Origin of the sequence: Methylomonas montana, assembly GCF_030490285.1 — a bacterium.
GTDB classification, from domain to species: Bacteria; Pseudomonadota; Gammaproteobacteria; order Methylococcales; family Methylomonadaceae; genus Methylomonas; species Methylomonas montana.
This window is the reverse complement of the sequence record NZ_CP129884.1, coordinates 354,414-379,029: the sequence shown is the minus strand read 5'-3', so window position 1 is coordinate 379,029 and position 24,616 is coordinate 354,414. Positions and strand designations below refer to the sequence as shown.

The window sequence follows — 24,616 nt, the reverse complement described above, 5'->3', positions numbered from 1 at the left end:
AGTCAATTCTTGTGCCAAACATTGCCAACCCGACACACAATCCATTTAACTGCTGTTTTTATTAAACTTTATTTCTATTCATTAACTAATCACTAACAGTTAATGGCTTAATATTGAAGATTATTGCCACGATATTTCGTTCAAGGTACGAAATATCGTAGACTATTATTATCAACACGTTATGGTTTCGGCTTATTAAAATGTCATCCCAAAGTGGTTTTGGATTGTCAAGGAGCTGGGAAGGAGATTTGAGGATTTGAGGACATGAGAGGAGGATATCGAACATCGCGAGCGGGCAGAGCCAATACGGGGCAGTGCAGTTGAGTTTGGCACCTTTCGATATGGTAAACCAGGACAGAGCGAAGACGAAACCAGTCAATTCGCTTCGGCCCCACTCAGCGAACGACTTGTGTTAACGGGCCTGTAATACAGGGGCTAGCCGCCGAATGCATATGATCAACTGACAATATTCGACGGTCTCTTGCCTGCTTCACGATTTATGCAACAACGCCATTCAGGTGGAAGATAAATTGCGGTTAAGAGTTACACAATTATTTTGGTAAAAATGACTCCAGTTTCTTCTTCGCGTCCGCAGCCTTTGAAACCCCAATCAAAAGTTGTGACCGCGGATTATCGATTTCCCATTCGCCCCCATTCCAGTGATAGGCATATCCTGAATACTTGAAGTCATCACCCGTACCCAAGCGAAGGTAGCGATAAAGCACTATAAGTGCCTTACTATTCGTTTCTTGTTTGACACTGAAAACCGAAGTAACCTCAATATCGAATAGACCTTCTGCTTCCCGCATGGGGGGAAGCTGGGTGACGGCAAAAGCTCCTGAATTACTTCCTGGAATTAGAACCACACCGTTGAAATTCGTCGAAACTCTAGACACCCTATATAAGGCTACTACCGACTTACCCAGGACGCCTAAATCAACATTGACGATTTTATGCTGCAACTCTGCCTCAGCTGGCAGTATCTGTTTGACAGTTTTTTCAATAGATTTTCCTCGAACACGTTGAATAGATTCGGCATGGGCATTATTCCCTATAGTCACTAATTCCATACATAGAAAAGCACAAAGCCCAAAAACCACCCCCCCAGAAAACGAGAATATTTTGCCCTTTAAAATGAAATTGCTTTTCACTATTTTAACCCCGCAAATTTCTTGTACACAGCGGCCATCTTTGTGTCATATGCATTTTGAGCATAATCCGGGCCGTTGAAGGCAGCAGCAAAAGCAGCCCAATTCTTGTCTTTAAGAGTCGATGTCAGTTTATTTGTCTTAATGTATTCGACAAACGCGGATAAATGTTCTGATTCAGATTTAAACATGTCTTCAACAAATCTTTCGACCGCGGAATAGCCGCTAGCTCGGTAGTTAAAACCCATAATCTGAAACATCCCCCAAGAAGCCGACTGCAGCGCGGCATTTCGGTCGATAGCCATCGCTTTAATAAGCCTAGGATATTCATCTTCATTTCCCTTATAAAGCTTCTTATTCCACGCCTTTGAAGATATATCCGGGTAAGACTTATCAAAACAATGGTAAGTCAGGCGCGAAAATATATGTGCTTCAAACAATATCTTTGGTCTTTTTGAAACTAAGAAGCCATCGCCCTTCGATTCAATCTCGGTAACCGCCCGAATAGCGGCAACCTCACAACCAAGCTTGGTGGACGCTTGAGTAAAATCGTTGTCCTGTAATTTTGAGGCATTACCTAATGAAGGCAAATCAACTCTATCTGAAGCACACTGAGGATTTTCGGCCTTTTTGTTCAACAAAATTAGGCTTGCCCCATTTGGATCGATACGACCATCGGGCTTTACACCTACATAATGGTATTGAAAATAATCAATCGCACTGATAGTTGCAGGGCCAATCTTGCCGTCTTCGTTGAGATTTATTGCTTCAACTGCCAAATTTAGAAGCCGTTGTATGATTTTTACATCAGCTTCGTGATTAATCGCTCCTCGACCAACACTTTTTACGATAGTACTCATTTGTTATATCCGTATATCTAATGCTAATTTTATATATTGAGTTGTAAACTTTCTGTAAGTTCTTTATAGTAATTTTTAGTATTTGCTTTACAAAACTCTACAAGTTAGTGCGTTGGGTGAATGATACTATTCAAACCCATACCCAAACTCGCCATCCTGTACGCTGACGTGCACCCGCTCGATGGGCTTGCCCTCCATCATTCGGATTAAAAACTCCTCGCTGATTCTCGGCAGCACGGTATTGGTCAATATCGCGTCTATCATCCGACCGCCGCTTTCCAGTTCGGTACAACGGCTGGCGATCAGTTTGATCACCTCGTCGTCATAGCTGAACGGTACTTTGTGGCTTTCGGCAATGCGTTTTTTAATGCGGCCCAATTGCAGTCTGGCAATTGCACCTATCATTTCGTCGGTTAAAGGATAGTAAGGAATCACCACCAAACGGCCTAACAGAGCCGGCGGGAATACTTTTAACAAGGGCTCGCGCAAGGCCTTGGCGATGCCTTCCGGCTCCGGCATCAGTTCCGGGTCGGCACACAAGCCGGCGATCAATTCGGTACCGGCATTGGTGGTCAACAGGATCAGCGTGTTCTTAAAGTCGATCACCCGGCCTTCGCCGTCTTCCATCCAGCCTTTATCGAACACTTGAAAGAAGATTTCGTGGACGTCGGGGTGGGCTTTTTCCACTTCGTCCAGCAGCACCACACTGTAGGGACGCCGCCTTACCGCTTCGGTCAACACCCCGCCCTCGCCGTAACCGACGTAGCCCGGAGGCGCACCTTTCAAGGTGGAAACGGTATGCGCTTCCTGATACTCGCTCATGTTGATGGTGATGACGTTTTGCTCGCCGCCATACAGCGTTTCCGCCAAAGCCAGCGCGGTTTCGGTCTTGCCGACGCCGGAGGTGCCGGCCAGCATGAACACGCCGATCGGTTTGTTAGGATTGTCCAACCCGGCACGGGAAGTCTGAATCCGCTTGGCGATCATCTCCAGCGCATGGCGTTGGCCGATGATGCGCTGTTCCAGTAAATCCGGCAATTTCAGCACCGTTTCGATTTCGTTTTTCACCATGCGACCGACCGGAATGCCGGTCCAATCCTGCACCACGGCGCCGACTGCTTGTTGGTCGACGGTCGGCAGGATCAGCGGCGACTCGCCTTGTTGTTCGTGGAGTTGGGCTTGCAAGGCTTTCAATTCGGTCAGCAATGCTTCGCGGTCCACCGCTTCGGCAGCGGGTTGTTGCTCTGCTGCATCCGCAGACGTAGCGCTGTCCACGGCATGGCCCGCCGCTCTCAGTTTGGCACGCAAATCCAGAATCTTGCCGACCAGGTCCTTCTCGGCATTCCAGCGCACATCCAGCTCGGCCAGACGTTGTTTCTCTGCATCGAGTTTCTCGTTGGCTACTTGTTCTCGGCCGCTGACTTCGACCCCCACCGCCTTTTCCCGGCCGATAATCGCCAACTCGGTTTCCAGCGCTTCGATGCGCTTGCGGCAATCGTCCACTTCCGCCGGCACCGCATGCTGGCTGATGCCGACCCGCGCGCAAGCCGTATCCAGCAAGCTAACCGCTTTGTCCGGCAATTGCCGGGCCGGTATATAACGATGCGACAGTTTCACGGCGGCTTCCAGCGCCTCGTCCAGGATCAATACCTGATGGTGTTTTTCCTGCACCGTCACCACGCCGCGCATCATCCGAATGGCTTTTTCCTCGCTGGGTTCATGAATCTGCACCACCTGAAAACGGCGAGTCAAGGCCGGGTCTTTTTCGATATGTTTTTTGTATTCCGCCCATGTCGTCGCGGCCACGGTGCGCAGCGCACCGCGCGCCAGAGCAGGTTTGAGCAGATTGGCCGCATCACCGGTACCGGCCGCGCCGCCGGCGCCAACCAGCGTATGCGCTTCGTCGATGAATAAAATGATGGGTTTGGGCGAGGACTGCACTTCTTCGATGACTTGCCGCAAGCGGTTTTCGAACTCGCCTTTCATACTGGCGCCGGCTTGTAGCAAACCGACGTCCAGGGTACGTAAGGTCACGTCCCGCAGCGAAGGCGGCACATCGCCGGCTACGATCTTTAATGCAAAACCTTCCACCACGGCGGTTTTACCGACACCGGCCTCGCCGGTCAGGATGGGATTGTTCTGCCGGCGGCGCATTAATATATCGATGACTTGCCTAATTTCTTCGTCGCGGCCGACAATGGGATCGATCTTGCCTTTGCGAGCCTGTTCGGTCAGGTCGACGGTAAATTGTTTCAGCGCTTCCTGCTTGCCCATCGCCGCCGGCGCAATGGCGCCACTGGCTTCGCCCGGCGCGGCTCCGCCTTGAAAACCGTCGGTTGCCGACAAACCGTCTTCCGGCGAACCGGCAGTCACGCCAGCTAACTCGTCGGAAAGCAAATCCGGTTTGATTTTTTCGAACTCCTTGGAGATCCCCAATAATTCGTTGCGCAGCGATTTGGTTTTCAGCAAACCCACCAGCAAATGGCCGCTACGCACCTGGCTTTCGCCGAACATCAAGGTGCCGTAAACCCAGCCGCGCTCGACGCTTTCCTCGATATGCGGGGAAAAATCGGAAATCGCGGTGGAACCGCGCGGCAAGCGGTCCAAGGAATTGGTCACATCCCTGGCAATTACCGATGAATCCAGGCTGTAATGTTTGATCAGTCTATGAATATCCGAGTCGGGCAATTGCAACAACTGACTCAGCCAATGCACCAACTCGACATAAGGATTGCCGCGCAGTTTGCAAAAAACCGTCGCCCCCTCGATGGCCTTGTAACAAACACGGTTTAATTTCCCAAACAGCTTGACTCGGCTAATTTCTGCCATGGTTTATGTCCTATCGGTAAAAGTTTACAAATTGTCCGTCACTCGACAGCCAAGGCAATGAACGGATTCAGCCGCAAATCATCGGCATCGTACTCGCTACGGCGCGGCCCAAGCCACATGCTCCAGCCCAGCTGGGCATCGCCGTTCATGCTCAGATCGTCACATGCCTCAGTTTTCCCCAAAGCCAGCTCTTGCGGCACTTGGGCTTTTTCCAGTATCAATTGCGCGTCCCAGACAAATTCGTCCCCAACGTAATTGCGGACGATGGCCACCAGCTGCGGTAAACCCTCGCCGCCCGGCAACAAGGCCAAATACTGCGGCAAACGTAATGGACCCAGTACGATTTTGAATTTATGCTGGCAACCCCAGACCGCTGCGCCCAGCAAAGCCGACTGGCCCAGACTGGCAATGTCGGCGCTGATACCCAGACGGGTTTGATCGCGCGGCTGAATATCCATCCACTCGCCGACAAATTCATCGATGCGCACCCGCACATTAAGCACATCGGCAATAATAGACTGCAAACCGGCCGGATGCTTGGTCTGCGCGGCGAAATGCCCGGCGTAAAACAGTTTGGCTCTATCGGCCAGCGCATCCCGATCCCGATGCGCCTTCCCGGCGATACCCAGCAAAGCGCCGACATAAAATCCGAAGCGGTCGGTTTCCTTTCTGTCGTATTGAACGGTCGGCCGCGCATTGGCCCAGGCCCGATAAAACAGGCTGATCATCCGGTGATGAAAAATGTCGGCAAAGCGAGCGAAGGTCGGATCGTGATGATGGCGCAGCCGCTCTCTGACATATTCGGTCAAATGCAGAGGCAAGGGCCCTTGCGGCCCGAACAATCCCAGAAAATTGACCGCCAGCCGCGGTCGCTCGGAAATACGGTCATGAGCGGTATAACTGGCAACAGTGGACGGCGAGAACTCCAGCTCCGGCTCTTGGGCAAAACGCAACGGATCGTCGCCCACCTTAACGCTAGTCCCCAAGCGCGGTTTGTCGGCATTCAGACATTCGATCAGCCGCACCGCCTCGAAAAAATCGAAGCCATGAGCAGCCTGTTCCAGCTCCGCCATTAAAACGTGTGGCGGCGTCCGATTCTCACTGGCCATCGGGCCACCTCAGCGCGGTCGGTTGTGCGTATCACCGTTTCGACAAAAGAATTGATCGACACGTAACGGGCAAAAAACTGTTCCAATACTGTACCCAATAGAAAATAACCGCCGCCTTCGAAAGCCGATTCGTCGAACAGCACGGTAATTTCCAAGCCCCGGCCGAATACCATCGGCCCGTTAGAGTCTATGCGCCTGACCACGTTTTTAGCGCTGACCGAGATCACGCCTTCGATCTGCTTTTTGATAGCCGGCTCGCGGTTGTCGGCGTACAAACTCAGCAATTCGCGCAGCGCCGAAGCGCCGGTCTTGGCATCGTTATCGATCAGCGATAAATAATTCAAAGAAAGATGGTTGATCAAACGCCAAACGGTGTCGGCTTCGTAGGCGGCTGGCAGCGGCCGCGTAGGACCGGCGATACAGCGTATCGATTTGACCGGCGCGCTGATTTGCAAGGTAAAGTCCGTATCGCTTAGGCCAACCGGCATCACCAGAGGCAAATCGCGATTGGTACACAAGGTTTCCAAGCCTAATTGGCTTAGGCTTTTCGAATACGGCGCTTGAGCGGCGTCGACCAAGGACACGAACACTTCGCTGCCGATATAGCTGGAGCGCACGCCCTTGCGGCGCTGCTTGGACGACAACACCCGTTTTTGCCGCCTCAGCGTGTAAAACGCAGTTTCGGATTGATTATGAAAAGCGGCTTTCGAGCCATAAAACGGCAAAAAGGTTTGTTCCACATTTTGGCCGCTGCCAAAGCCTTCGACCTGATTGACGCTAAACACCTCGTAATCCATCGGCCGGCCGCGATCGACGACCAGATGATATTCCGACTGGCGATGATCGACACGAATCCGGTCCGCCCGTTTCGGGAACAAATTGATGGCCGGTACGCAAAATAAGGCCAGATTGGTTTTATCCACGGCATTGACCAGTTGTGTATCGCTACGATCCAGCAACACAAATAGTTCTATTTCGTCGGTTTCGCATTCTGCTATCAAGCCCGACAATCCACCAAACTCGACAAACAGGTAGCGCTCCGGAAACGCAAAATATTCCTGCAAAATCCGATAACCGTCGAACGAACGCGGCGTCTGCTGCAGCAAGGCTTCTTCTTGTTCGAATCCTACGCCGCGTATGAAATGACCATCGGCAAACTTAACTACCGCCGCCGAGCCTTGTTTGAATTTGCAAGAAATAGCTTTGCTGTTGGCTAACAGCTGTTCGTACAAGCGATACGGAATACTACCGGAACCACGCAAAAACACCGGCAATTTATCCAGCGCCAGCTGGTTGAATTTGGCACCGGTGGTGGTGCGCAATACGATGCGTAGCGCCGCTTTGGCATGGCTTAGATATTTCGCCGAGGACAAGCCAGCGCTGGAAATGGCGGCCAAGGTCGGCAGATACTCCAATTGGGTAATTGCCAACGGAAACAGTTGTATGGGTTGCGCGGTCCGATATTCGCAAGCGGTCTGTTCGCCTTTTGCCACCAGACTGCGCAAGGAGGTGCCTTTGGGAATCGGCAGGCCCGCCGCCAAGCCTTCTTCGTTCAAATCCGGCTTGAACTCGACTACGGTCATCGACGGCGTGGCCGATACGTAATGCGGATAAATAATCTCCAGCAAATGCTGGGTAAAATTGGGGAATTCGGAATCGACCTTGAGCTGCACCCTGGCAGCCATAAAAGCAAAGCCTTCGAATAAGCGTTCGACGTAGGGGTCGGTACACTCGAAAGTATCCAAGCCCAAACGGCCGGCAATCTTGGGGAATTCTCCGGCAAACTCCGCACCGACTTCGCGAACGTGCTGAAGCTCCCGGTTATAGTATTTCAGTAAACGCGGGTCCATTGCTTATCCCCCCAAATCCTTGACCGTGACTTCGCCGGTTTCCAGATCCAGATCGCTGCGGATATACAAATGCACCGGCAAAGGCTGCGCCCACAGATCGCCTTCGATTTTGAAACAAATGGCTTTCTGACTCATCTTCTCCTCGGTCATGGCCACCCGCACTTTCAGCGAGGCAGCCAGTATCCGCGGCTCGAAATCGACAATCGCCTGCTTGATTTGGCGTTCCAGCCTGCCGACGTCGGTGCTACTGAGATTGGTGCCGGACAATGCCGGGATTCCATAGTTGATCACCGAACGCGCCACAAAGGGTACATCGGCCAAATCCTGCAACGCTTCGAAAGCGGAGGTATTTAACAGCCAGCCCAAATCTCTCAACACGCTTTGCCGCAACTGCCGATACGACAGCACCCGCTGCTCGCCAGATTCGGTCTTATTAGCCGGCGCGTTGTCGGTCAGCCTATCCAGCAAGGACGGCTGCAGGCGTTCGGTGGCGGCCAGTTCAGCCATGGTCTATCGAGACCGTTGAATTTACAATCAGCTCGCGAGCCTCGAATAATGAGTGCTCGCCCTGGTCCGTCACCAGGAGCCGCTGTCCCAAGCCATGATAATGGCCGGCGGGCAGTTCCAGCCACTCGGTCTTGCGGGCCAAACGTAGCATCTCATCGTCCGCCTTATCCGAACCGGGGTAGCGAGATGGAATCAGACCAACGGCGCTACCGCCGTTAGCCCAGGTAAATTGGGCCGGCAACCAAACCAAATCGCGCAAATCGGCGGGCGCCTCGATCTCTACTTTGCTAATCCGGCCAAAAGGTATCCAATAATATCGGCCATTGACGATTGCCTCCACCACCGGACCGATGCGGGTGTCGGAATCGGCAATCCACTCGAAAGCGTCGCCGTTGAATGACCCGGAGCTGGCCGGCGCCAATTCGAACGCCTGATCGCGCAGTTCACCGGCTTGTTCATAGTTGGCCAACGCCGATAACTTACAAGCTTCGATCAGCAACGCAATCCATTGTTCGGGCTCGCCGAAAACCAGCGGCGTGGTTTGCCCCTGGAATACTTTCTCGCGGAGCATTTCGCAACGGATGGCTTCCCGGTAAGTTTGTACCATCGCCAAATTGGCAGCGTCCAGATTACCGCAAACATTGAGCTGATTCAGCGCCCGGTCCCACTGGCCGTTCAGCGCCAGCAACTGAAACAAAAATACCCGATGTTTGGCCACATCGGGATTTTTACGGACCTGCTCCTGCAATAGTTTTAGCGCTTCATCCAGTCGCCCTTCTTTCAAACTTATTTCGGCGGTACTTGTAGTCATTTAAATTCGGAAAGTCGATTCGCAAAGGGACGCGCCCACCCTTACGGGCGGGCGCGCGACCAGCACTCCGGCATAGCTTAATAAGGCACGTTAGCCTGAATATTCCAAGCCATATCGGGTTTATCGCCCTCGCCGCCTTCCGCTGTTTGCTCGATGTATTTGACTTTTACTTTGGCAAAGTTCAGCGAGACGCTTTCGGTCAAACGATCTTCGCCGCCCGAACCGCCAGTCGATACCGACGAGATCAGCACTTCTTCCATGGTGATGGTCAGATATTCCACTGGCGTACCGCCGGCTTTACGAACTACCAAAACAGCCTTGGGAATATGTTTACCCTCGCAGCAGGCCTTCATCAAATCGGTGCTGCCTTTATCCAGCCATTTAGTAAAACTCAGATCGTTCACATTCACCTTGCCCGCGCCGCCGCCGCCACCTATGTGCATGGTGCCGGATTGAGACATGCCCCAGCTCCACGCCAATACGTCGGTTTCGCCCTCATGAGACTTATCTTTAGACTCGCCTTTGATATTCTCGATTTTAATAAACATATCTACTGCCATAACCTACTCCTTACTATTAACAAAATTAAATTAAAAATCTTAGCTAACAAAATACTGCTCTTTCCCCACTTAAAATCATCCGAACTGCACCTCCTGGATCTAAAAATCTTGTCGCTTTAACCGCCCTTAACCGACGGTAGCTTGGACACCAAACGTAGAGACACCGTCAGCCCTTCCAACTGATAATGCGGCCGCAGGTAAAATTTGGAGGTGTAGTAACCGGGATTACCTTCCACTTCCTCAACCACCACCTCGGCAGCCGACAGCGGTTTACGAGACTTGGTCAACTCATCCGACATGGCCGGATTAGGGTCGACGTAGTTTTTCACCCAACTAGTCAACCACTTTTGCATATCCTCGCGCTCCTTAAACGAACCGATTTTGTCGCGGACAATACACTTCAGGTAATGCGCGAAACGGCAAGTCGCGAACAAATACGGCAACCGGGCCGCCAGATTGGCATTGGCCGTCGCATCCGGGTCGTCGTACTCGGCCGGTTTCTGCAACGATTGCGCGCCGATAAAGGCCGCGAAATCGCTGTTTTTCTTATGGATCAAGGGCATGAAACCGCTTTTCGCCAACTCCGCTTCACGCCGGTCGGTAATCGCAATCTCGGTCGGGCATTTCATATCCACGCCGCCATCGTCGGTCGGAAAAGTGTGCACCGGCAAGCCTTCGACCGCACCACCCGACTCGACGCCGCGAATCCGCGAGCACCAACCGTATAGTTTGAACGAGCGATTGATATTGACCGCCATCGCATAAGCCGCATTGGACCAAGTATATTTGCTGCTGTCGGCGCCCGAGGTGTCTTCCTCGAAATCGAACTCGTCGACCGGATCGGTCTTGGCTCCGTAAGGTAAGCGGCTCAGGAAACGCGGCATCGCCAAACCGATATAACGCGAGTCGTCGGAGTCGCGAAGCGACCGCCAGGCCGCGTATTCCGGAGTCTGGAAGATTTTGGTCAAATCGCGAGGATTGGCCAGCTCGGACCAGCTTTCCATTTGCAACACCGTCGGCGCCACCCCGGAAATGAACGGCGTATGTGCCGACGCGCTGATTTTTGCCATTTCGCCAAGCAATTCCACATCCGGCGGGCTATGGTCGAAATGATAATCGCCCACCAGACAACCGAACGGTTCGCCACCAAATGTACCGAATTCTTCCTCGTACAATTTTTTAAACAGCGGACTTTGATCCCAGGCGGTACCTTTGAATTTCTTCAGCGTTTTACCCAGTTCGTTTTTGGAAACATTCAACACCTTGATTTTCAACATCTCGTCGGTTTCGGTGTTATTGACCAGATAATGTAATCCGCGCCAGGCGCCTTCCAGTTTTTGAAAATCCGGGTGATGCAATACCAGGCTTAATTGTTCGGAAATCTTCTGATCCAGTTCCGCAATGATGGCCTGAATACTTTTAATCGCATCGTCGGAAACTTTACTGACATCTTGCAGCGCATATTGCGCCAAAGTCGTTACCGCCGTGGTGACTTGATTCGCGGCTTCGGTGCCGGGCTTGAACTCTTTCGACAGCAGTGCCGAAAAGTCGTCCAGCTCGAGCGTCTGGGTCGCGCCTTGTTGGGCTTGAGTATCTAATTCGGCCATGTGTTACTCCCCGCTTCCTTCAGAAGTTTCACCACTGGTTTTAGCGTCGGCCGGTTTCGCCGAAGAGGCCAGTGTCTGCAATAAGGCTGGGTCGTTGATCAGCTTGGTAATCAACTCTTCCGCGCCGGTCTTGCCATCCATATAAGTAATCAAGTTGGATAACTGGGTTCTGGCCTCCAACACTTTGTCCAGACCGGCCACTTTTTTGGCGACCGCCGCCGGCGAAAAATCGTCCATGCTCTCGAAGGTAATATCGACGTTCAGATTGCCTTCGCCGGTCAGCGTATTGGATACTTGAAAAGCCGCTCTCGGTTTCATCGACTTCAATCGTTCATTAAAATTATCGACATCAATTTCGAGCAATTTCCGATCCGCTATCGGGGGTAAAGGCTCGCTGGGTTTGCCGGACAAGTCGGACAGCACACCCATCACGAATGGCAACTGGACCTTTTTGTCGGAACCGTAGACTTCAACATCGTATTCAATCTGAACCCTGGGGGCCCGATTGCGCTGTATAAATTTCTGACTACTTTCAGCCATTTTATTCTCCGCTTGAAATTAATGATGACGACCAAAAAACTGTTTTCAATTCAGGTCTGGTCCTTTTATAGCATCTATTTGAGAAATCGCATCGGGCACTAGATTCTGGATAATGTCCATGAAGTCGGCCGTCGCCAGATACTTCGCCCGGCGCAGCAATATAGGCACGGGGCTGGACGGCTCGTATTCAGCATAATACTTGCACAACATATCCAGCGCCTTCAGCACCTCATGCCGGCTCTGAATGGCGCCGGCCAGTTGCGGCCTCGCCGCGGCACTTACGCCTGACCCTGACGCTTCTTCGCCGTCGGGCTCCAACTCCGCCGGCGCGGCTTCGCCGGCCAAACGTTCGCCGGCAAATTGTTCGACGACGGCGCGAATTTCTTTGAGTAAGGATTTCGTCTGCGACAAATCGGCGCCTTGTCCGATACCGACTTTCTGGTTAATCAAATCGTCTATGCGCTGGATGCTGTCAATACTGTCCACAATCGCCCGATAGCTTGCATTCAGGGTTTCCGCGTCGACATCCAGAAATGCGGCTCTAACGACACTAATTTCGGGCTTAATCACGCCAGCCGGCACATCCACTTTATCCGTCGCATATTGAATATCGCGCAGACAAAAGCGGCCCAAGCTCTTCGACTCGACCAGCATCGCCAAACTCAGGGGCCGCAACACCAACTCAAAGCTGTTCAGTTCCTCCAAAATATTGACCCTGAGCGTGGGATCCAAACCGTCGTCCGGATCCAGCCGCGGATGAATCGAGTCCCAATAGTTGACCAGGGAATGCTCCAGTAAATCCACCCCGTCTCTGAATCCGACTATCCCGCCCAGATTGGCTTCGGCCCGGATCAAATACAAAACAACCTGCAAATCCTTGCTTTTTTGCAACAGCGAAATAGCTTGTTTTTCAATGTCGCGCCAATTGGGCGGCTGAGCCTTTTCACCGGTAAATTGATTTTCCGGCGTACCTTGAATATTGGTATCCAACGCCACTCGAGCGCTATCGTATTCCAGATTCTCGCCGCAAGGACTATCAGCGCTAATTTCATCTAACAATCCGGATAAATCGGCCATGTCAAACCCCATAATCGTTACAAATTATTGCCAGCTACCAATCAATATAAAAGGTGCCCAAAAAAACGGATGCCGAAATTGCTTCGACTTAATCATTGCCACTTGCGCCTGCCGCATCGCTTCGGCTTTATTCAGAGATTGATCCATCCCTTGGTAAAACAAGCGCATGAATTCCATCGCACCTTGATCGTTGATAGACCACAAACTACCCACGGCGCTTAATACATTGCTTTTAACCGCCAGGCCGCTAAACCCCAACAACATTCGGTCGTCGCCCTCGGCGGTTTCGCAGGCACTTAAGGTCAGCAAATCGATGGGCTCTTGCCTTAACTGATTCGCCCCCAAACTGCTTTCAAAATCCAACAAATTTAGATTTTGATCGTAGGCCATCACGAAACTTTCCTTGGCGTTTTTCCCAAAGTAACCGTGGGAGGCAATATGGACTTTAGCATAGTCGCCCGTCGCAATATCCGATTTCAATGCCGCCGCAGTAAACCGGTTATTCAGCAGCGTAGTGCTGCTTTTGGGGGGAGCAACCGATTCGATTTCTTGCTCAACATTAGGCAGGCTTAATTCTTTGATCAATGCTGTACGATCAATCGTTTTATCCCCGCCTTTACCGAGCAATCTTTCAAGCACATTTCCAGGCAGCCTATCGATGGACGAGCCATCCGGCTTGCTGAGACCTGCCACCAATGTCCGAATATTTTTTTCGCCCTGCCTTTGCTTGTTCAAATCCTGAAACGTCAAGCCCGGCAATGTCACAATCGCATACTGCTCGACCATGAACTGTTTGCCGTCGTGCAATGCGGAAAATGGCACTGCGCGTAACGACCGGTCGGGGACATAGATGAGTGTCCGAGCGTGCGTCGAGTCCACCTCCTGCTTAATAGGCTGATATAACCATTGATAAAGTTGTTTGGAGGCGTTTCGGTAATCCTTACCAGCATGCAAGGCCTTGGTTAGATTAGCCGCTTGCTCTTTGACTTTTGCCTCATCAACATCAACCGTTCTTCGATAAATTTCCGCGCCGTTTTTGACGAGTAATTCGATACGATTTTTTAACAAAATCGGATAAACGATGACCGCGTCGGGGTAGGTTTTCGATTGCCAGGTAGTCTTGTTTTGCGTTCCGATCGCGCAACGACCCAGAAAGAAATCCTCCATATCCGCTTTTTTTATCGCTTCCATGCTCTCGATAGCTTTGAGCAAGGTTAACTGCGATTGCTCTGCCGAATTGTCTCCCGCAGTCCGCAGCAACAAATCCACATAATTGCGATGAATCGGATCGATCAAGGCATCGATCGACATTTTGCCGTCCGGTAACGCAATGGGCAGATCGGCACGGATGGCTAACAAATCGTCCACTGCCCGAGTATAGGCGCGCAACGCGTTAACGTGATCGCCTTGCAATTGCAGTAAATCGCCCTGTTGCGCTTCCATGGGCGCCAGTAACTCGACGAATTTATTCTGGTTGCAAATAGCGATTACCCGTTCCGTCAATATTAGCGCCTCCTGTGTCCGTCCCTGCAACCGATATAGGCGAGCCAAAGCGCTTAATGCTTCGGCCTGCAACCGTTGCAAGCCACCTCGTTCGGCAAAAGTAACGGTATTTGCTAACGCGTTATAGCAAACCGCACTTAGTTCGGAAACATTGCCGCCATCCAGCCAGTCAACATCCAAGCCGAGCACGCTTTGCGCCAATTTAAGCTGTAATTGCGCTTTAATCTGATTGTCGGGCAAACTGTCGATTCTGCCCGCCAGCGCCAGCAACCGGGCCGATTTAACACTGACGTCCGCATCGGAAACACTATCCCGCATCAATTCCAGGCTCAGTTCCAAGGCTTTCTCGTTCGCCTCCTTCGCTAACGCCAATGCCTGCTCGATATGCGCTAAAGCCTGCTCGATCTCTCCCAAGGAAATATCTAAGGCCGCCAGATATTGGCCGATTAACACGTGCAAATACTTCGGCCCCTGCGCCGTCCTTTGATACGCATCTCTCAGTTGCTTCTCGGCGATGTCCTTCCGGTTCAGCAAAAATAAGTTGTACCCTGAAGCCGCTTCTGCTGCAGCATAATCGATCGCATCCGGAGAGGCGACTTGCTCGGCAAGCCTCAACGCCACATCGAACTGCTGCTGTGCCAAAATCAACTCCCCTTTTTCGCGTAACGATTCGCCCTGCTGAATCCACACTTTAACATCGGTCATTGCCGCCGAATTCGCTACCTCATCTGCGCCGTATGCCGGCTGGGCAGCGACAGCCAGGGTGACTAATAGCAAGCTCCTCCAGTCTAGTCGCTTTTCCTCATTTCGCTTCAAATTGGACCTATTCGATTTCATCGGATTTAATGTATCTGGCAGCGGTTGCTTATTTTTATGCTCTTGAGGCAAGACGATAAATTCAAACGCGTTTGCCAAGGCTTTAGCGTAATACGAATCGATCGATACCTATTCCCACCTCGACGTGTACGTCTTCTTTGCTAGTTTATCTATTCCAACAAATGTGCCACCCGGCAAAAACGCCAAAAAAATATCGTAACAACCTGTTTTAAAATGATTTATTTTTATTTCACGCTAGTTTGATGCTCACGTTAACCGCCATCGCCACGCCAAGTCGGCACGACATATCGTATTAGGTACGATATTTGGCAAATGCCGACACCCTGCTTGGGCCGGTTATCATCCAGTCTACTTAACGTTATCGCCAACATCTTCAACATAGTTCATTTAAAAGAGATTCAGGTTGACCCGAAAATGAATACCGTCGTCCTGAATACTGCGACTGGTAAGCACTCGACTTTGGGGCGGTGTGAATGCGTGAGCCCAATAGAATTCCGCACTTAATTGCTTATATTGCCAATTAAGACCTATGCCGGTCGAATACAAATAATGAGTGGGCTGCTTGGCGGTAACGGCCGTAGCGTTATCCCAAACACCGCCGTAATCCAGAAAAGGCACCAGATACAAGCTGTTTTTTTCGCCGTCATTCCCGCCGTACAAGGGATATTTGATTTCGACGCTGGTGTTAAAACCGTTATCTCGCACATACGTATTTTCGCGGTACCCTCGCACCGTGTAAGCACCGCCCAAGGCGTAACGCTCCAAATTCAACAACGGCGAATCGGCCAATTGAATACTGGCCTTGATCGTTAAAGCCGTGCCGTTATCCAAAAGTTTTTCGGAAAACAAGCTCTGTCCCAGCCAGCTAAAAAACTCGCCGCTTTGCAAACCGGGTTGATTGGTCGTCGCGCCGAATAAATCCAATCCATCATTGAAAGTAGACCAAAAAACCAGGCTGCGCTGCTCGCCCCGATGCGAAAAGCGCTGCGTCATCCGCAACACGCTGGCCTGAGTCTCGCAACCCGCTATTCCCAGACCGGAGACCGGCAAGCACTCGCCAGCCAGCTGCGTTCGGTTTTGTCGAACCACGAAATTCAGCCCCAGGGTCACATCGTCGGCAAAAGTTCTATATATCGGATGACTGATGCCGCCATCGAAACCAACGATACGATTGGTAATATTCAAGGTATCGAGCGGCGCTTCGACAATAGTGCTGGAGGTATCGCTGTAACGAAAGCTGACGCGGGTATCATGGGCCGTCACCGGCACGCTGATCCCGGTGTTGTAGCCCAATGCACCGCCATTGGCGATGAAATGGGCATCGATACGCTCACCAAAGGTTAACAGATTATCGACCCAACCGCCGATACGGCCGGTATAAGCGCCCACCGAAGGCGTCTGATAATCGTCGGCGCCCAGGTAAAGCTGATATGGCCTGCCTCGGGTTACCTGCAAATCCAACACCGCTTCGCCGGGACGCGAACCCGGCAGCAGCCTGCCATTCAATTGCTGGATCAGTGGATCGGCCAGCAATTGTCGATAGCTATCCTGCAGATTGGCGGCATTTAATGGCTCGCCGCTACCGGCGATCAGTCGATCGCGCAGATAATCTTCCGGTAGCCGTTCCAGTCCGGCCTGCCTGACCTCGACCAAGCGTCCTTCGATAATTTTCAGCCGCAAAATACCTTCGGCTAGCGACTGACTGACCAGCACCGCCCCCGAATTGACGTAGCCATGATCAATATAATATTGGCTCACCTTACGCCGTAAGGTTTCCAAATCGGCGGCAGCCAACTTGCGATTTAAAAATTCACTGCTTAACCCATCCAGTTCCTCAGCGCTAAAAACGGTATTACCTTCGAAGACCACCCTCTTTAGCTCGACATTCCCGCCCTGCCGCACCAATTCACCTTGTTCGGGAACAACCGGCAACACAAAGCCCGGCGCCTGCCGCTGCTCGGCATCGTCTTGCGGCAATGAGCGATACTGCTGTGCGCGCGTCGGATCGTTGCTGATAACCGGCACATCGGCGGCATAGCCGCTTTGCCAGATCGCGCCGCATAACGCAAATACCAATAGAGTCCGATTAATATTCCGAAGTTTTGCCGAAAAAGCCCCGCCGCTTCGACGTGGACGTAAACGTTTTATGTATTTTCTAATCATCAAGCCTTATCGCAAGAAATTTTTGCCGAATAACTCACCAAGCCCAATGCCTGAGGATCGAACATCGCCAAATTTACCGCTTGATTCGCATTCCCCTCTTGTTCCGACTTTCGAAGAACAGAAAAAGACAGCAAATCCGCAAAAGCCAGTATCACGCCATTGCTGTGTTTTACCTCCAAGGTACTACCGCTGCCGCAAGGATCCGGCGGCACCACCGGCAGTTCGACCGGCTTAGCCACAATGGATATATCGACATTAATCAGATTACCGGGCTGGTCGCTTTGAAAACCATTGATATAAAAATTGGCACCGGACATCGCGGACCATGAAGATTGATTCGACTCATCGAGCGAGGTGTAACCCAGATTAAGCGGGTTTGCGCGAATAGCCTTTAAATTGTCCGGCAAGACCCAAAGCTTCCCGGTTTCGCTCCCCACCAAATTACCGTAGTCGGGACCTTCCGGCATCAGATAATAAACGGCTTCCTTGGTACCAATATCGCCGTGCGCCCACAGCGCACCGCCGCCGCCGATAAAAAAGATTTGCATAGTCTGTGTTTCCGAACCCATCGTCATAAACGAAGGGCTATAGATGTTGCCGGAGGCAATCCTTAACTCCTTGGCTAACAAGGTCAGACCATCGACAAGCGAACCATATATCGAACCCGACACCCTTATAGTGTTGCCAGCCTCCAATCTGTCGGCATTGACGACTTGGCCGGAGATGTCGATATCACCGCTGGTCGCCGTCAAGTTGCCGTTAATCACGCCGCTGTTATTGATATTGTTCTCCGCCCTCACATTACCGTTGATCGTGCCGGCATTGCTAAGATCCCAACCGGTGATCACATTGCCCGTCATGCTGCCGCCAGCCAGATTGCTGATGTTATGCCCGGCGACTATGTCGCCGATCACGGCATCGCTGGCAAATAAGCTCAGCGCGAATCGCATAACACTGCCGTCGATAAAGCCCGAGTTTTCCAGATCGTTTCCTACCGTGACATGGCCCGTGATGCGTCCGGCATTGTTCAGGTCATGATTGGCCGTTACGTTACCGTTAATACTACCGGTATTAACCAAATCGTAAGCAGCGGAGGCATCGCCGGCAATGGTACCGGCGTTGTTGGTCAAACTGCCGGCGATTGCTTCCGCATTGCCGCCAATGCTGCCTGAGTTGGTCAAGTCCGTACCGGCGCTGGCATTTATGCCGATGCTGCCGCTATTAGCCAAACTAAGCCCGCCGACCGCATTTGCATCGATAGTGCCGTCATTAATCAAAACTGTACCGGCACTGGTATCGCCGGTGATCGTCCCGCTATTAAACAAACTGGCGCCGGCCGTCGCGTCGCCGTCTATCATGCCGCTGTTGTTCAAGCTCATATCGGCATCGGCATCGCCGTTGATAGTACCGCTGTTGAGCAGGTTTCGTGCGGCGGTGACAGTGCCGGTGATTTGGCCTTGGTTGACGAGGTCGGTGTTATTTTGGCTTGCCGCGCCGTTATTGATGACTCCGGTCGCGGTGTTGGTCAAACTGGTGACATTGCTCAGGCTGCCGCTGGTGTTGGCGGTCGCGGTGCCGCCGATAGTGCCGCTGTTGCTGAGCGTGGTACCGGCCGAGGCGTTGGCGCTAATGGTTTTGCCGATGTTGTTGGTCAGGCTGCCGCTGGTCGCCGTGGCGCTGCCGGTGATGGTGCCGTCGTTGAGCAGGTTGCGTGCGGCGGTGACCGTGCCGGTGATTTGGCCTTGGTTGACGAGGTCGGTGTTATTTTGGCTTTCCGCGCCGTTATTGATGATCCCGGTCGCGGTGTTGGTCAGGCTGGTGACGTTGCTCAGGCTGCCGCCGGTGTTGGCGGTCGCGGTGCCGCCGATAGTGCCGCTGTTGCTGAGGCTGGTGCCGGCCGTGGCATTTACGCTAATCGTTTTGCCGGCGTTGTTGGTCAGGCTGCCGCTGGTCGCCGTGGCGCTGCCGGTGATGGTGCCGTCGTTGAGCAGGTTGCGTGCGGCGGTGACAGTGCCGGTGATTTGGCCTTGGTTGACGAGGTCGGTGTTATTTTGGCTTTCCGCGCCGTTATTGATGATCCCGGTCGCGGTGTTGGTCAGGCTGGTGACGTTGCTCAGGCTGCCGCCGGTGTTGGCGGTCGCGGTGCCGCCGATAGTGCCGCTGTTGCTGAGCGTGGTACCGGCCGAGGCGTTGGCGCTAATGGTTTTGCCGATGTTGTTGGTCAGGCTGCCGCTGGTCGCCGTGGCGCTGCCGGTGATGGTGCCGTCGTTGAGCAGGTTGCGTGCGGCGGTGACAGTGCCGGTGATTTGGCCTTGGTTGACGAGGTCGGTGTTATTTTGGCTTGCCGCGCCGTTATTGATGACTCCGGTCGCGGTGTTGGTCAAACTGGTGACATTGCTCAGGCTGCCGCTGGTGTTGGCGGTCGCGGTGCCGCCGATAGTGCCGCTGTTGCTGAGCGTGGTACCGGCCGAGGCGTTGGCGCTAATGGTTTTGCCGATGTTGTTGGTCAGGCTGCCGCTGGTCGCCGTGGCGCTGCCGGTGATGGTGCCGTCGTTGAGCAGGTTGCGTGCGGCGGTGACCGTGCCGGTGATTTGGCCTTGGTTGACGAGGTCGGTGTTATTTTGGCTTTCCGCGCCGTTATTGATGATCCCGGTCGCGGTGTTGGTCAGGCTGGTGACGTTGCTCAGGCTGCCGCCGGTGTTGGCGGTCGCGGTGCCGCCGATAGTGCCGCTGTTGCTGAGGCTGGTGCCGGCCGTGGCATTTACGCTAATCGTTTTGCCGGCGTTGTTGGTCAGGCTGCCGCTGGTCGCCGTGGCGCTGCCGGTGATGGTGCCGTCGTTGAGCAGGTTGCGTGCGGCGGTGACAGTGCCGGTGATTTGGCCTTGGTTGACGAGGTCGGTGTTATTTTGGCTTTCCGCGCCGTTATTGATGATCCCGGTCGCGGTGTTGGTCAGGCTGGTGACGTTGCTCAGGCTGCCGCCGGTGTTGGCGGTCGCGGTGCCGCCGATAGTGCCGCTGTTGCTGAGGCTGGTGCCGGCCGTGGCATTTACGCTAATCGTTTTGCCGGCGTTGTTGGTCAGGCTGCCGCTGGTCGCCGTGGCGCTGCCGGTGATGGTGCCGTCGTTGAGCAGGTTGCGTGCGGCGGTGACCGTGCCGGTGATTTGGCCTTGGTTGACGAGGTCGGTGTTATTTTGGCTTTCCGCGCCGTTATTGATGATCCCGGTCGCGGTGTTGGTCAGGCTGGTGACGTTGCTCAGGCTGCCGCCGGTGTTGGCGGTCGCGGTGCCGCCGATAGTGCCGCTGTTGCTGAGGCTGGTGCCGGCCGTGGCATTTACGCTAATCGTTTTGCCGGCGTTGTTGGTCAGGCTGCCGCTGGTCGCCGTGGCGCTGCCGGTGATGGTGCCGTCGTTGAGCAGGTTGCGTGCGGCGGTGACAGTGCCGGTGATTTGGCCTTGGTTGACGAGGTCGGTGTTATTTTGGCTTTCCGCGCCGTTATTGATGATCCCGGTCGCGGTGTTGGTCAGGCTGGTGACGTTGCTCAGGCTGCCGCCGGTGTTGGCGGTCGCGGTGCCGCCGATAGTGCCGCTGTTGCTGAGCGTGGTACCGGCCGTGGCATTTACGCTAATCGTTTTGCCGGCGTTGTTGGTCAGGCTGCCGCTGGTCGCCGTGGCGCTGCCGGTGATGGTGCCGTCGTTGAGCAGGTTGCGCGCGGCCGTCACGTTACCGGTAATAGACCCAGTATTGGTGAGATCATTGCCTGCCACCACTAATACCGTCCCACCACCATTGGAGACTATCGTTCCGCTATTACTTAAATCGCCGTTGGCGCTAATTTCCACGTCCAGCGTACTGGCAGCTTGCGCGTTAAAGGTATTGGTCTGCGACACCACTAATTGCGTGCCGACGATCTCAACCTGGCCGGCAGCGGTGATCGTGCCGCCGTTCAATTGCACTGTCCCCGTCGAACCGGTGAATCCAAAAGAAGTAGGATTGGCTGTCAACGTGCTTACGTCATTGGTTGCCAGGTTAAAAGGGCCTCCAGAGGCGAAATTCAGTTGCGTAGCATTGCCGACATGAAACTCCGCCGGCACATCGACTACTGCGCCCTGACCGAACACGACCCCTTGGGGATTGAAAAACCAGAAATTGGCGCTGCCCAAATTATTGGTGAAACCAAGCTTGCCATTGATCGTCGACTGACCGTCAACATCGTTAACCCTGGCAATCACGTTCGATATGGTACCGTTGCAATTAGGTCCGGTCGTACAGTCGAAAAGCGCGGTATCGGTAATATCAGTTAAATTAAATTTTGAAAAACTGAAAAACAGATTATTGCCGGCAGCCGCCCCTTCGGTCTTACCGTCTATGGTGACTGTATTCCCGGTGGCTTGGCTTAAATCACTGCCAGTCCTCAAGGTGTTGTCGACTATTATTTGGCTATCACTCAAAGACTCTAACGAATAGGGCGCCAAGACGGCACAGACAGCCCATCTAAAAACTGCTTTTTCCTTAAATTTAAAAATCACGCATCACCTTTACAGCAAAAGCACGTAGTCACTTAACCACATCATATTGAATACCGGCGGATACGACTGCGGGTGTCTGCAATGCCTCAACCAGTTCTCCGTTGGTATCGACGATATTTTCAACTTTCGGCATCGGCGTCTCGCTGAATACCGCCACTATCCTATCTACGCCCTTGGGACCGGTAACTTGCAATTTGTACTTGCCGGTCTTCGGTGGAATAAAATATTCGGTATCCGGCTTGACCCGAATCGACTGATATTGATTGGGGAATAATTCGCTGATCTCACCCGCCGCCCCCAAATAGGCAACTTTCAAATATCCCGCTTTGGTCAGTCTTATATGTAATTTGAGTTCTTCGCCAATTTTGTATTGCGGCTTACTGGCTGCCAGACTCAAGACGCCGTCCGCGCTGATCGCTTTGTGCGGACTAAGGGCTACCTTTGCGACATCTTCGACATTGATCGACAGCGAGACCGGCAAAGAACTGCTATGGGCATCCGATACGAATAACTCGGCCGAATAATGACCGGGTTTATCTGGTACAAATTGCGGCGTAGCGGAACTGGCATCCTGCAACATCGCCTTGCTGCCTTCCGGCAATTCGACCAGTCGCCAGGCATAACCGATGGCACCACCATCTCCCGATTCCGAACGACTGCCGTTTAACTGCACGGCTACGCCGACCTTGCCTTGCAGGGCCTCGCCGGGATTGGCTACCGGCAGTTTCACCGGAGCCGGCGGTAATACGCTAGTTTCGATACTTTGCTTATTGGTATCGCTGGCAGTACTTGTATGTTCAGAACGATGAGTCAACCACCAATTTCCTCCTACCCCTACGATTAAAAACACCGCGGCGACCATGCCGCCCACCAGCTGCGGCGACCATTTGGCATGAGGATCGAACTGCCTCAACCATTCCTCAAGATATGGAGGCCGCTTATCCTGCAATATCTCAATGGCCGATTTCAATAATTGCCATTGTTTGCGGCTCAAACCTTTCACTGGCGGTGGCGTCAGTTTGTCGCCGCTACGTTGTTGCTCGATGAAGACAGCCGACGCCGGCTTGCGATTATAGGGATGCTTGCCGGTCAACAGTTCGTATACCACCAAGCCAAAGGCATAAATATCATCGCGCGGATCGGCGCTGGCGCCGTTCATCATTTCAAAGCTTGCATACGGTGGGGTCAAGCCGCCCTCGGCTCTGGCATTGAATACCGTCGCATCGGGATCACCGGCTTGGCCGGTCCGTGCCGCAATCCCAAAATCCAACACCTTGACTTCTCCAGCTTCGGTGACAAAAACGTTGGCCGGCTTAAAATCGCTATGTACGATATTTTTTTTATGGGCATAGGCCAATGCCTCACCCATTTTCTGGATGATCGGCCAAGCACGTTTAATGGTTATGCCGCCGGACGGCGCGGATTCTCGGATCAGCTGGCTTAACGAACAACCGGACAAATACTCCATCGACATAAACACATGGTCGCCGTCCCGGTCGAAGTCATAGACCGTAATGATATTGGGGTGCGACAACTCCTGAGCTTTTTCGGACTCGCGCTGCAAACCGGCCACTAACAGCTCGTTTCTGGCCAAGGCCGGATTCAACACTTTAATGGCAATGTAAGGATTGCGGGATTTCGACTCGAGCTTGCGGATATCGATGGCTTTAAACACCATACCCATACCGCCGGAACCGAGGGAATCGACGATCCGGAACCGGCCTTTCAACACATCGCCGATAGCGGGATGCTGAGCCGACATTTCCGGCTGGATTGGCGGCGCCACTACCAATGGCGGAGTATTGCCGCCAGCCGGTGTCGACATAGCATCGATTTCGCTAACTGGAGCTTGCGCCGACCCGGCCGATCCGGCACCGACTACCGGCGGCGTTGGCGGCTCTAGTCTTGATTTCTCTCTAGGTTCCGCAGTTAGCTTGCTAATTTCCGTAGGCGACAAGATCCGCGTCTTGTCATCGTCCCTGGTATCCATCTAAACTCACATCAAACTAAAAACTAACCGCCGACAACATTCGTGCTATTTTCCCAAACTGACGATCCTGACCCGGCGGTTTGCCTCGCTGGTTGGATTGGCGGCATCCGCCAAATCATGCTTGCCTTTGCCTTCGATTTGTATCGAGGCCGCCGGAATAGCATAGTGCTCGGTCAGATATTTTTTGACGGCTTCCGCGCGCCGCTGCGATAAATCGTGATTGAAATCGTCGCTGCCAACGATGTCGGTGTGTCCCTCAATCCGATAATGCAATCCGTATAAATCGCCGGATGCCAACGCCCGACCAATTGGTTCCAGTTGCGTTTTAGCTTGCTCGGTCAAAGTCGCCGAGTTGTAATCGAATAATATTTCCATCGAAATGGCTTTTTCCGCCAAGGTGGTCGGTAGTTCGACTTTTTTACCGGTGGTTTTATCGGTGCTGCTGATTTTTCTTAAACCACGCACGTTCTGTAATTCCGATTCAGGCACATCCTGATAATCGTCTGTATCGGCCGGCGCTGTGTCAGCCGGCTGTTTGAAGTGTTCGATCACTTCCGAGGTCGTTGGAGGAGTCTTACCGAAATTTTTGTCTTCCGCCCAAGCATTTGCGATTAACAAACAGGAAAACAAAGTGAGTATCACCATTTGTGCCATGTTGATCATGTTCCCTCCCATGGGATTTTTAAGGTTTTTCATGAA

At 52.8% G+C, this 24,616-nt stretch carries 16 protein-coding genes; all 16 read right to left on the bottom strand.

Annotation, left to right across the window (positions count from 1 at the left end):
• Window positions 1-551: 551 nt before the first annotated feature.
• Entirely contained in the window at window positions 552-1,151 is a 600-nt protein-coding gene (locus QZJ86_RS01770; RefSeq protein WP_301935957.1) for a hypothetical protein, read from the bottom strand.
• Window positions 1,151-2,008, bottom strand: a complete 858-nt coding sequence (locus QZJ86_RS01765) for an N-acetylmuramidase family protein (protein WP_301935956.1) — start codon at window positions 2,006-2,008, stop codon at window positions 1,151-1,153. Before QZJ86_RS01765 ends, QZJ86_RS01770 begins: the two co-directional genes overlap by 1 nt.
• A 126-nt stretch (window positions 2,009-2,134) precedes the next feature.
• Window positions 2,135-4,837: a type VI secretion system ATPase TssH gene (tssH, locus tag QZJ86_RS01760; protein WP_301935955.1), complete on the bottom strand. Its 2,703-nt coding sequence runs from the start codon at window positions 4,835-4,837 to the stop codon at window positions 2,135-2,137.
• Window positions 4,838-4,875: 38 nt separating this feature from the next.
• A complete protein-coding gene (gene tssG / locus QZJ86_RS01755) occupies window positions 4,876-5,946 on the bottom strand; it encodes a type VI secretion system baseplate subunit TssG (protein WP_301935954.1) in 1,071 nt (356 codons plus the stop codon).
• Window positions 5,910-7,796 (bottom strand): type VI secretion system baseplate subunit TssF, encoded by a 1,887-nt coding sequence (tssF, locus tag QZJ86_RS01750; RefSeq protein WP_301935953.1) that lies wholly within the window; start codon window positions 7,794-7,796, stop codon window positions 5,910-5,912. The genes tssG and tssF overlap by 37 nt, the downstream gene beginning before the upstream one ends.
• Before the next feature lie 3 nt (window positions 7,797-7,799).
• Window positions 7,800-8,303, bottom strand: a complete 504-nt coding sequence (gene tssE / locus QZJ86_RS01745; RefSeq protein WP_301935952.1) for a type VI secretion system baseplate subunit TssE — start codon at window positions 8,301-8,303, stop codon at window positions 7,800-7,802.
• Window positions 8,296-9,114 carry a type VI secretion system accessory protein TagJ gene (locus QZJ86_RS01740; protein WP_301935951.1) on the bottom strand — a complete coding sequence of 273 codons (819 nt, stop codon included), beginning with the start codon at window positions 9,112-9,114 and terminating at the stop codon, window positions 8,296-8,298. The genes tssE and QZJ86_RS01740 overlap by 8 nt, the downstream gene beginning before the upstream one ends.
• A gap of 77 nt (window positions 9,115-9,191) precedes the next feature.
• Complete coding sequence (locus tag QZJ86_RS01735) at window positions 9,192-9,674, bottom strand: Hcp family type VI secretion system effector (protein ID WP_301935950.1); 483 nt, start codon at window positions 9,672-9,674, stop codon at window positions 9,192-9,194.
• Between the two features lie 116 nt (window positions 9,675-9,790).
• Window positions 9,791-11,281 carry a type VI secretion system contractile sheath large subunit gene (gene tssC, locus QZJ86_RS01730; protein ID WP_301935949.1) on the bottom strand — a complete coding sequence of 497 codons (1,491 nt, stop codon included), beginning with the start codon at window positions 11,279-11,281 and terminating at the stop codon, window positions 9,791-9,793.
• 3 nt (window positions 11,282-11,284) lie between these two features.
• Entirely contained in the window at window positions 11,285-11,821 is a 537-nt protein-coding gene (tssB, locus tag QZJ86_RS01725) for a type VI secretion system contractile sheath small subunit (RefSeq protein WP_301935948.1), read from the bottom strand.
• A 45-nt stretch (window positions 11,822-11,866) separates the two neighbouring features.
• Window positions 11,867-12,898: a type VI secretion system protein TssA gene (gene tssA, locus QZJ86_RS01720; RefSeq protein ID WP_301935947.1), complete on the bottom strand. Its 1,032-nt coding sequence runs from the start codon at window positions 12,896-12,898 to the stop codon at window positions 11,867-11,869.
• 24 nt (window positions 12,899-12,922) lie between these two features.
• Window positions 12,923-15,178, bottom strand: coding sequence for a CHAT domain-containing protein (locus QZJ86_RS01715; protein ID WP_301935946.1), 2,256 nt, complete (start codon window positions 15,176-15,178; stop codon window positions 12,923-12,925).
• A 447-nt stretch (window positions 15,179-15,625) separates the two neighbouring features.
• Window positions 15,626-17,401 (bottom strand): ShlB/FhaC/HecB family hemolysin secretion/activation protein, encoded by a 1,776-nt coding sequence (locus tag QZJ86_RS01710; RefSeq protein ID WP_301935945.1) that lies wholly within the window; start codon window positions 17,399-17,401, stop codon window positions 15,626-15,628.
• Entirely contained in the window at window positions 17,401-21,849 is a 4,449-nt protein-coding gene (locus QZJ86_RS01705; RefSeq protein ID WP_301935944.1) for a beta strand repeat-containing protein, read from the bottom strand. The genes QZJ86_RS01710 and QZJ86_RS01705 overlap by 1 nt, the downstream gene beginning before the upstream one ends.
• A 106-nt stretch (window positions 21,850-21,955) precedes the next feature.
• On the bottom strand, window positions 21,956-23,917 hold the full coding sequence (locus QZJ86_RS01700) for a serine/threonine-protein kinase (RefSeq protein WP_301935943.1): 1,962 nt from the start codon (window positions 23,915-23,917) through the stop codon (window positions 21,956-21,958).
• Window positions 23,918-23,962: 45 nt separating this feature from the next.
• Entirely contained in the window at window positions 23,963-24,580 is a 618-nt protein-coding gene (locus tag QZJ86_RS01695) for an OmpA family protein (RefSeq protein WP_301935942.1), read from the bottom strand.
• Between the last annotated feature and the right edge of the window lie 36 nt (window positions 24,581-24,616).

Coding starts and splice junctions, on each gene's coding strand:
- QZJ86_RS01765 (WP_301935956.1), bottom strand. CDS start 2,008: ATGAGTACTATCGTAAAAAGTGTTGGTCGAGGAGCGATTAATCACGAA.
- tssH (WP_301935955.1), bottom strand. CDS start 4,837: ATGGCAGAAATTAGCCGAGTCAAGCTGTTTGGGAAATTAAACCGTGTT.
- tssG (WP_301935954.1), bottom strand. CDS start 5,946: ATGGCCAGTGAGAATCGGACGCCGCCACACGTTTTAATGGCGGAGCTG.
- tssF (WP_301935953.1), bottom strand. CDS start 7,796: ATGGACCCGCGTTTACTGAAATACTATAACCGGGAGCTTCAGCACGTT.
- tssE (WP_301935952.1), bottom strand. CDS start 8,303: ATGGCTGAACTGGCCGCCACCGAACGCCTGCAGCCGTCCTTGCTGGAT.
- QZJ86_RS01740 (WP_301935951.1), bottom strand. CDS start 9,114: ATGACTACAAGTACCGCCGAAATAAGTTTGAAAGAAGGGCGACTGGAT.
- QZJ86_RS01735 (WP_301935950.1), bottom strand. CDS start 9,674: ATGGCAGTAGATATGTTTATTAAAATCGAGAATATCAAAGGCGAGTCT.
- tssC (WP_301935949.1), bottom strand. CDS start 11,281: ATGGCCGAATTAGATACTCAAGCCCAACAAGGCGCGACCCAGACGCTC.
- tssB (WP_301935948.1), bottom strand. CDS start 11,821: ATGGCTGAAAGTAGTCAGAAATTTATACAGCGCAATCGGGCCCCCAGG.
- tssA (WP_301935947.1), bottom strand. CDS start 12,898: ATGGCCGATTTATCCGGATTGTTAGATGAAATTAGCGCTGATAGTCCT.
- QZJ86_RS01710 (WP_301935945.1), bottom strand. CDS start 17,401: ATGATTAGAAAATACATAAAACGTTTACGTCCACGTCGAAGCGGCGGG.
- QZJ86_RS01700 (WP_301935943.1), bottom strand. CDS start 23,917: ATGGATACCAGGGACGATGACAAGACGCGGATCTTGTCGCCTACGGAA.
- QZJ86_RS01695 (WP_301935942.1), bottom strand. CDS start 24,580: ATGATCAACATGGCACAAATGGTGATACTCACTTTGTTTTCCTGTTTG.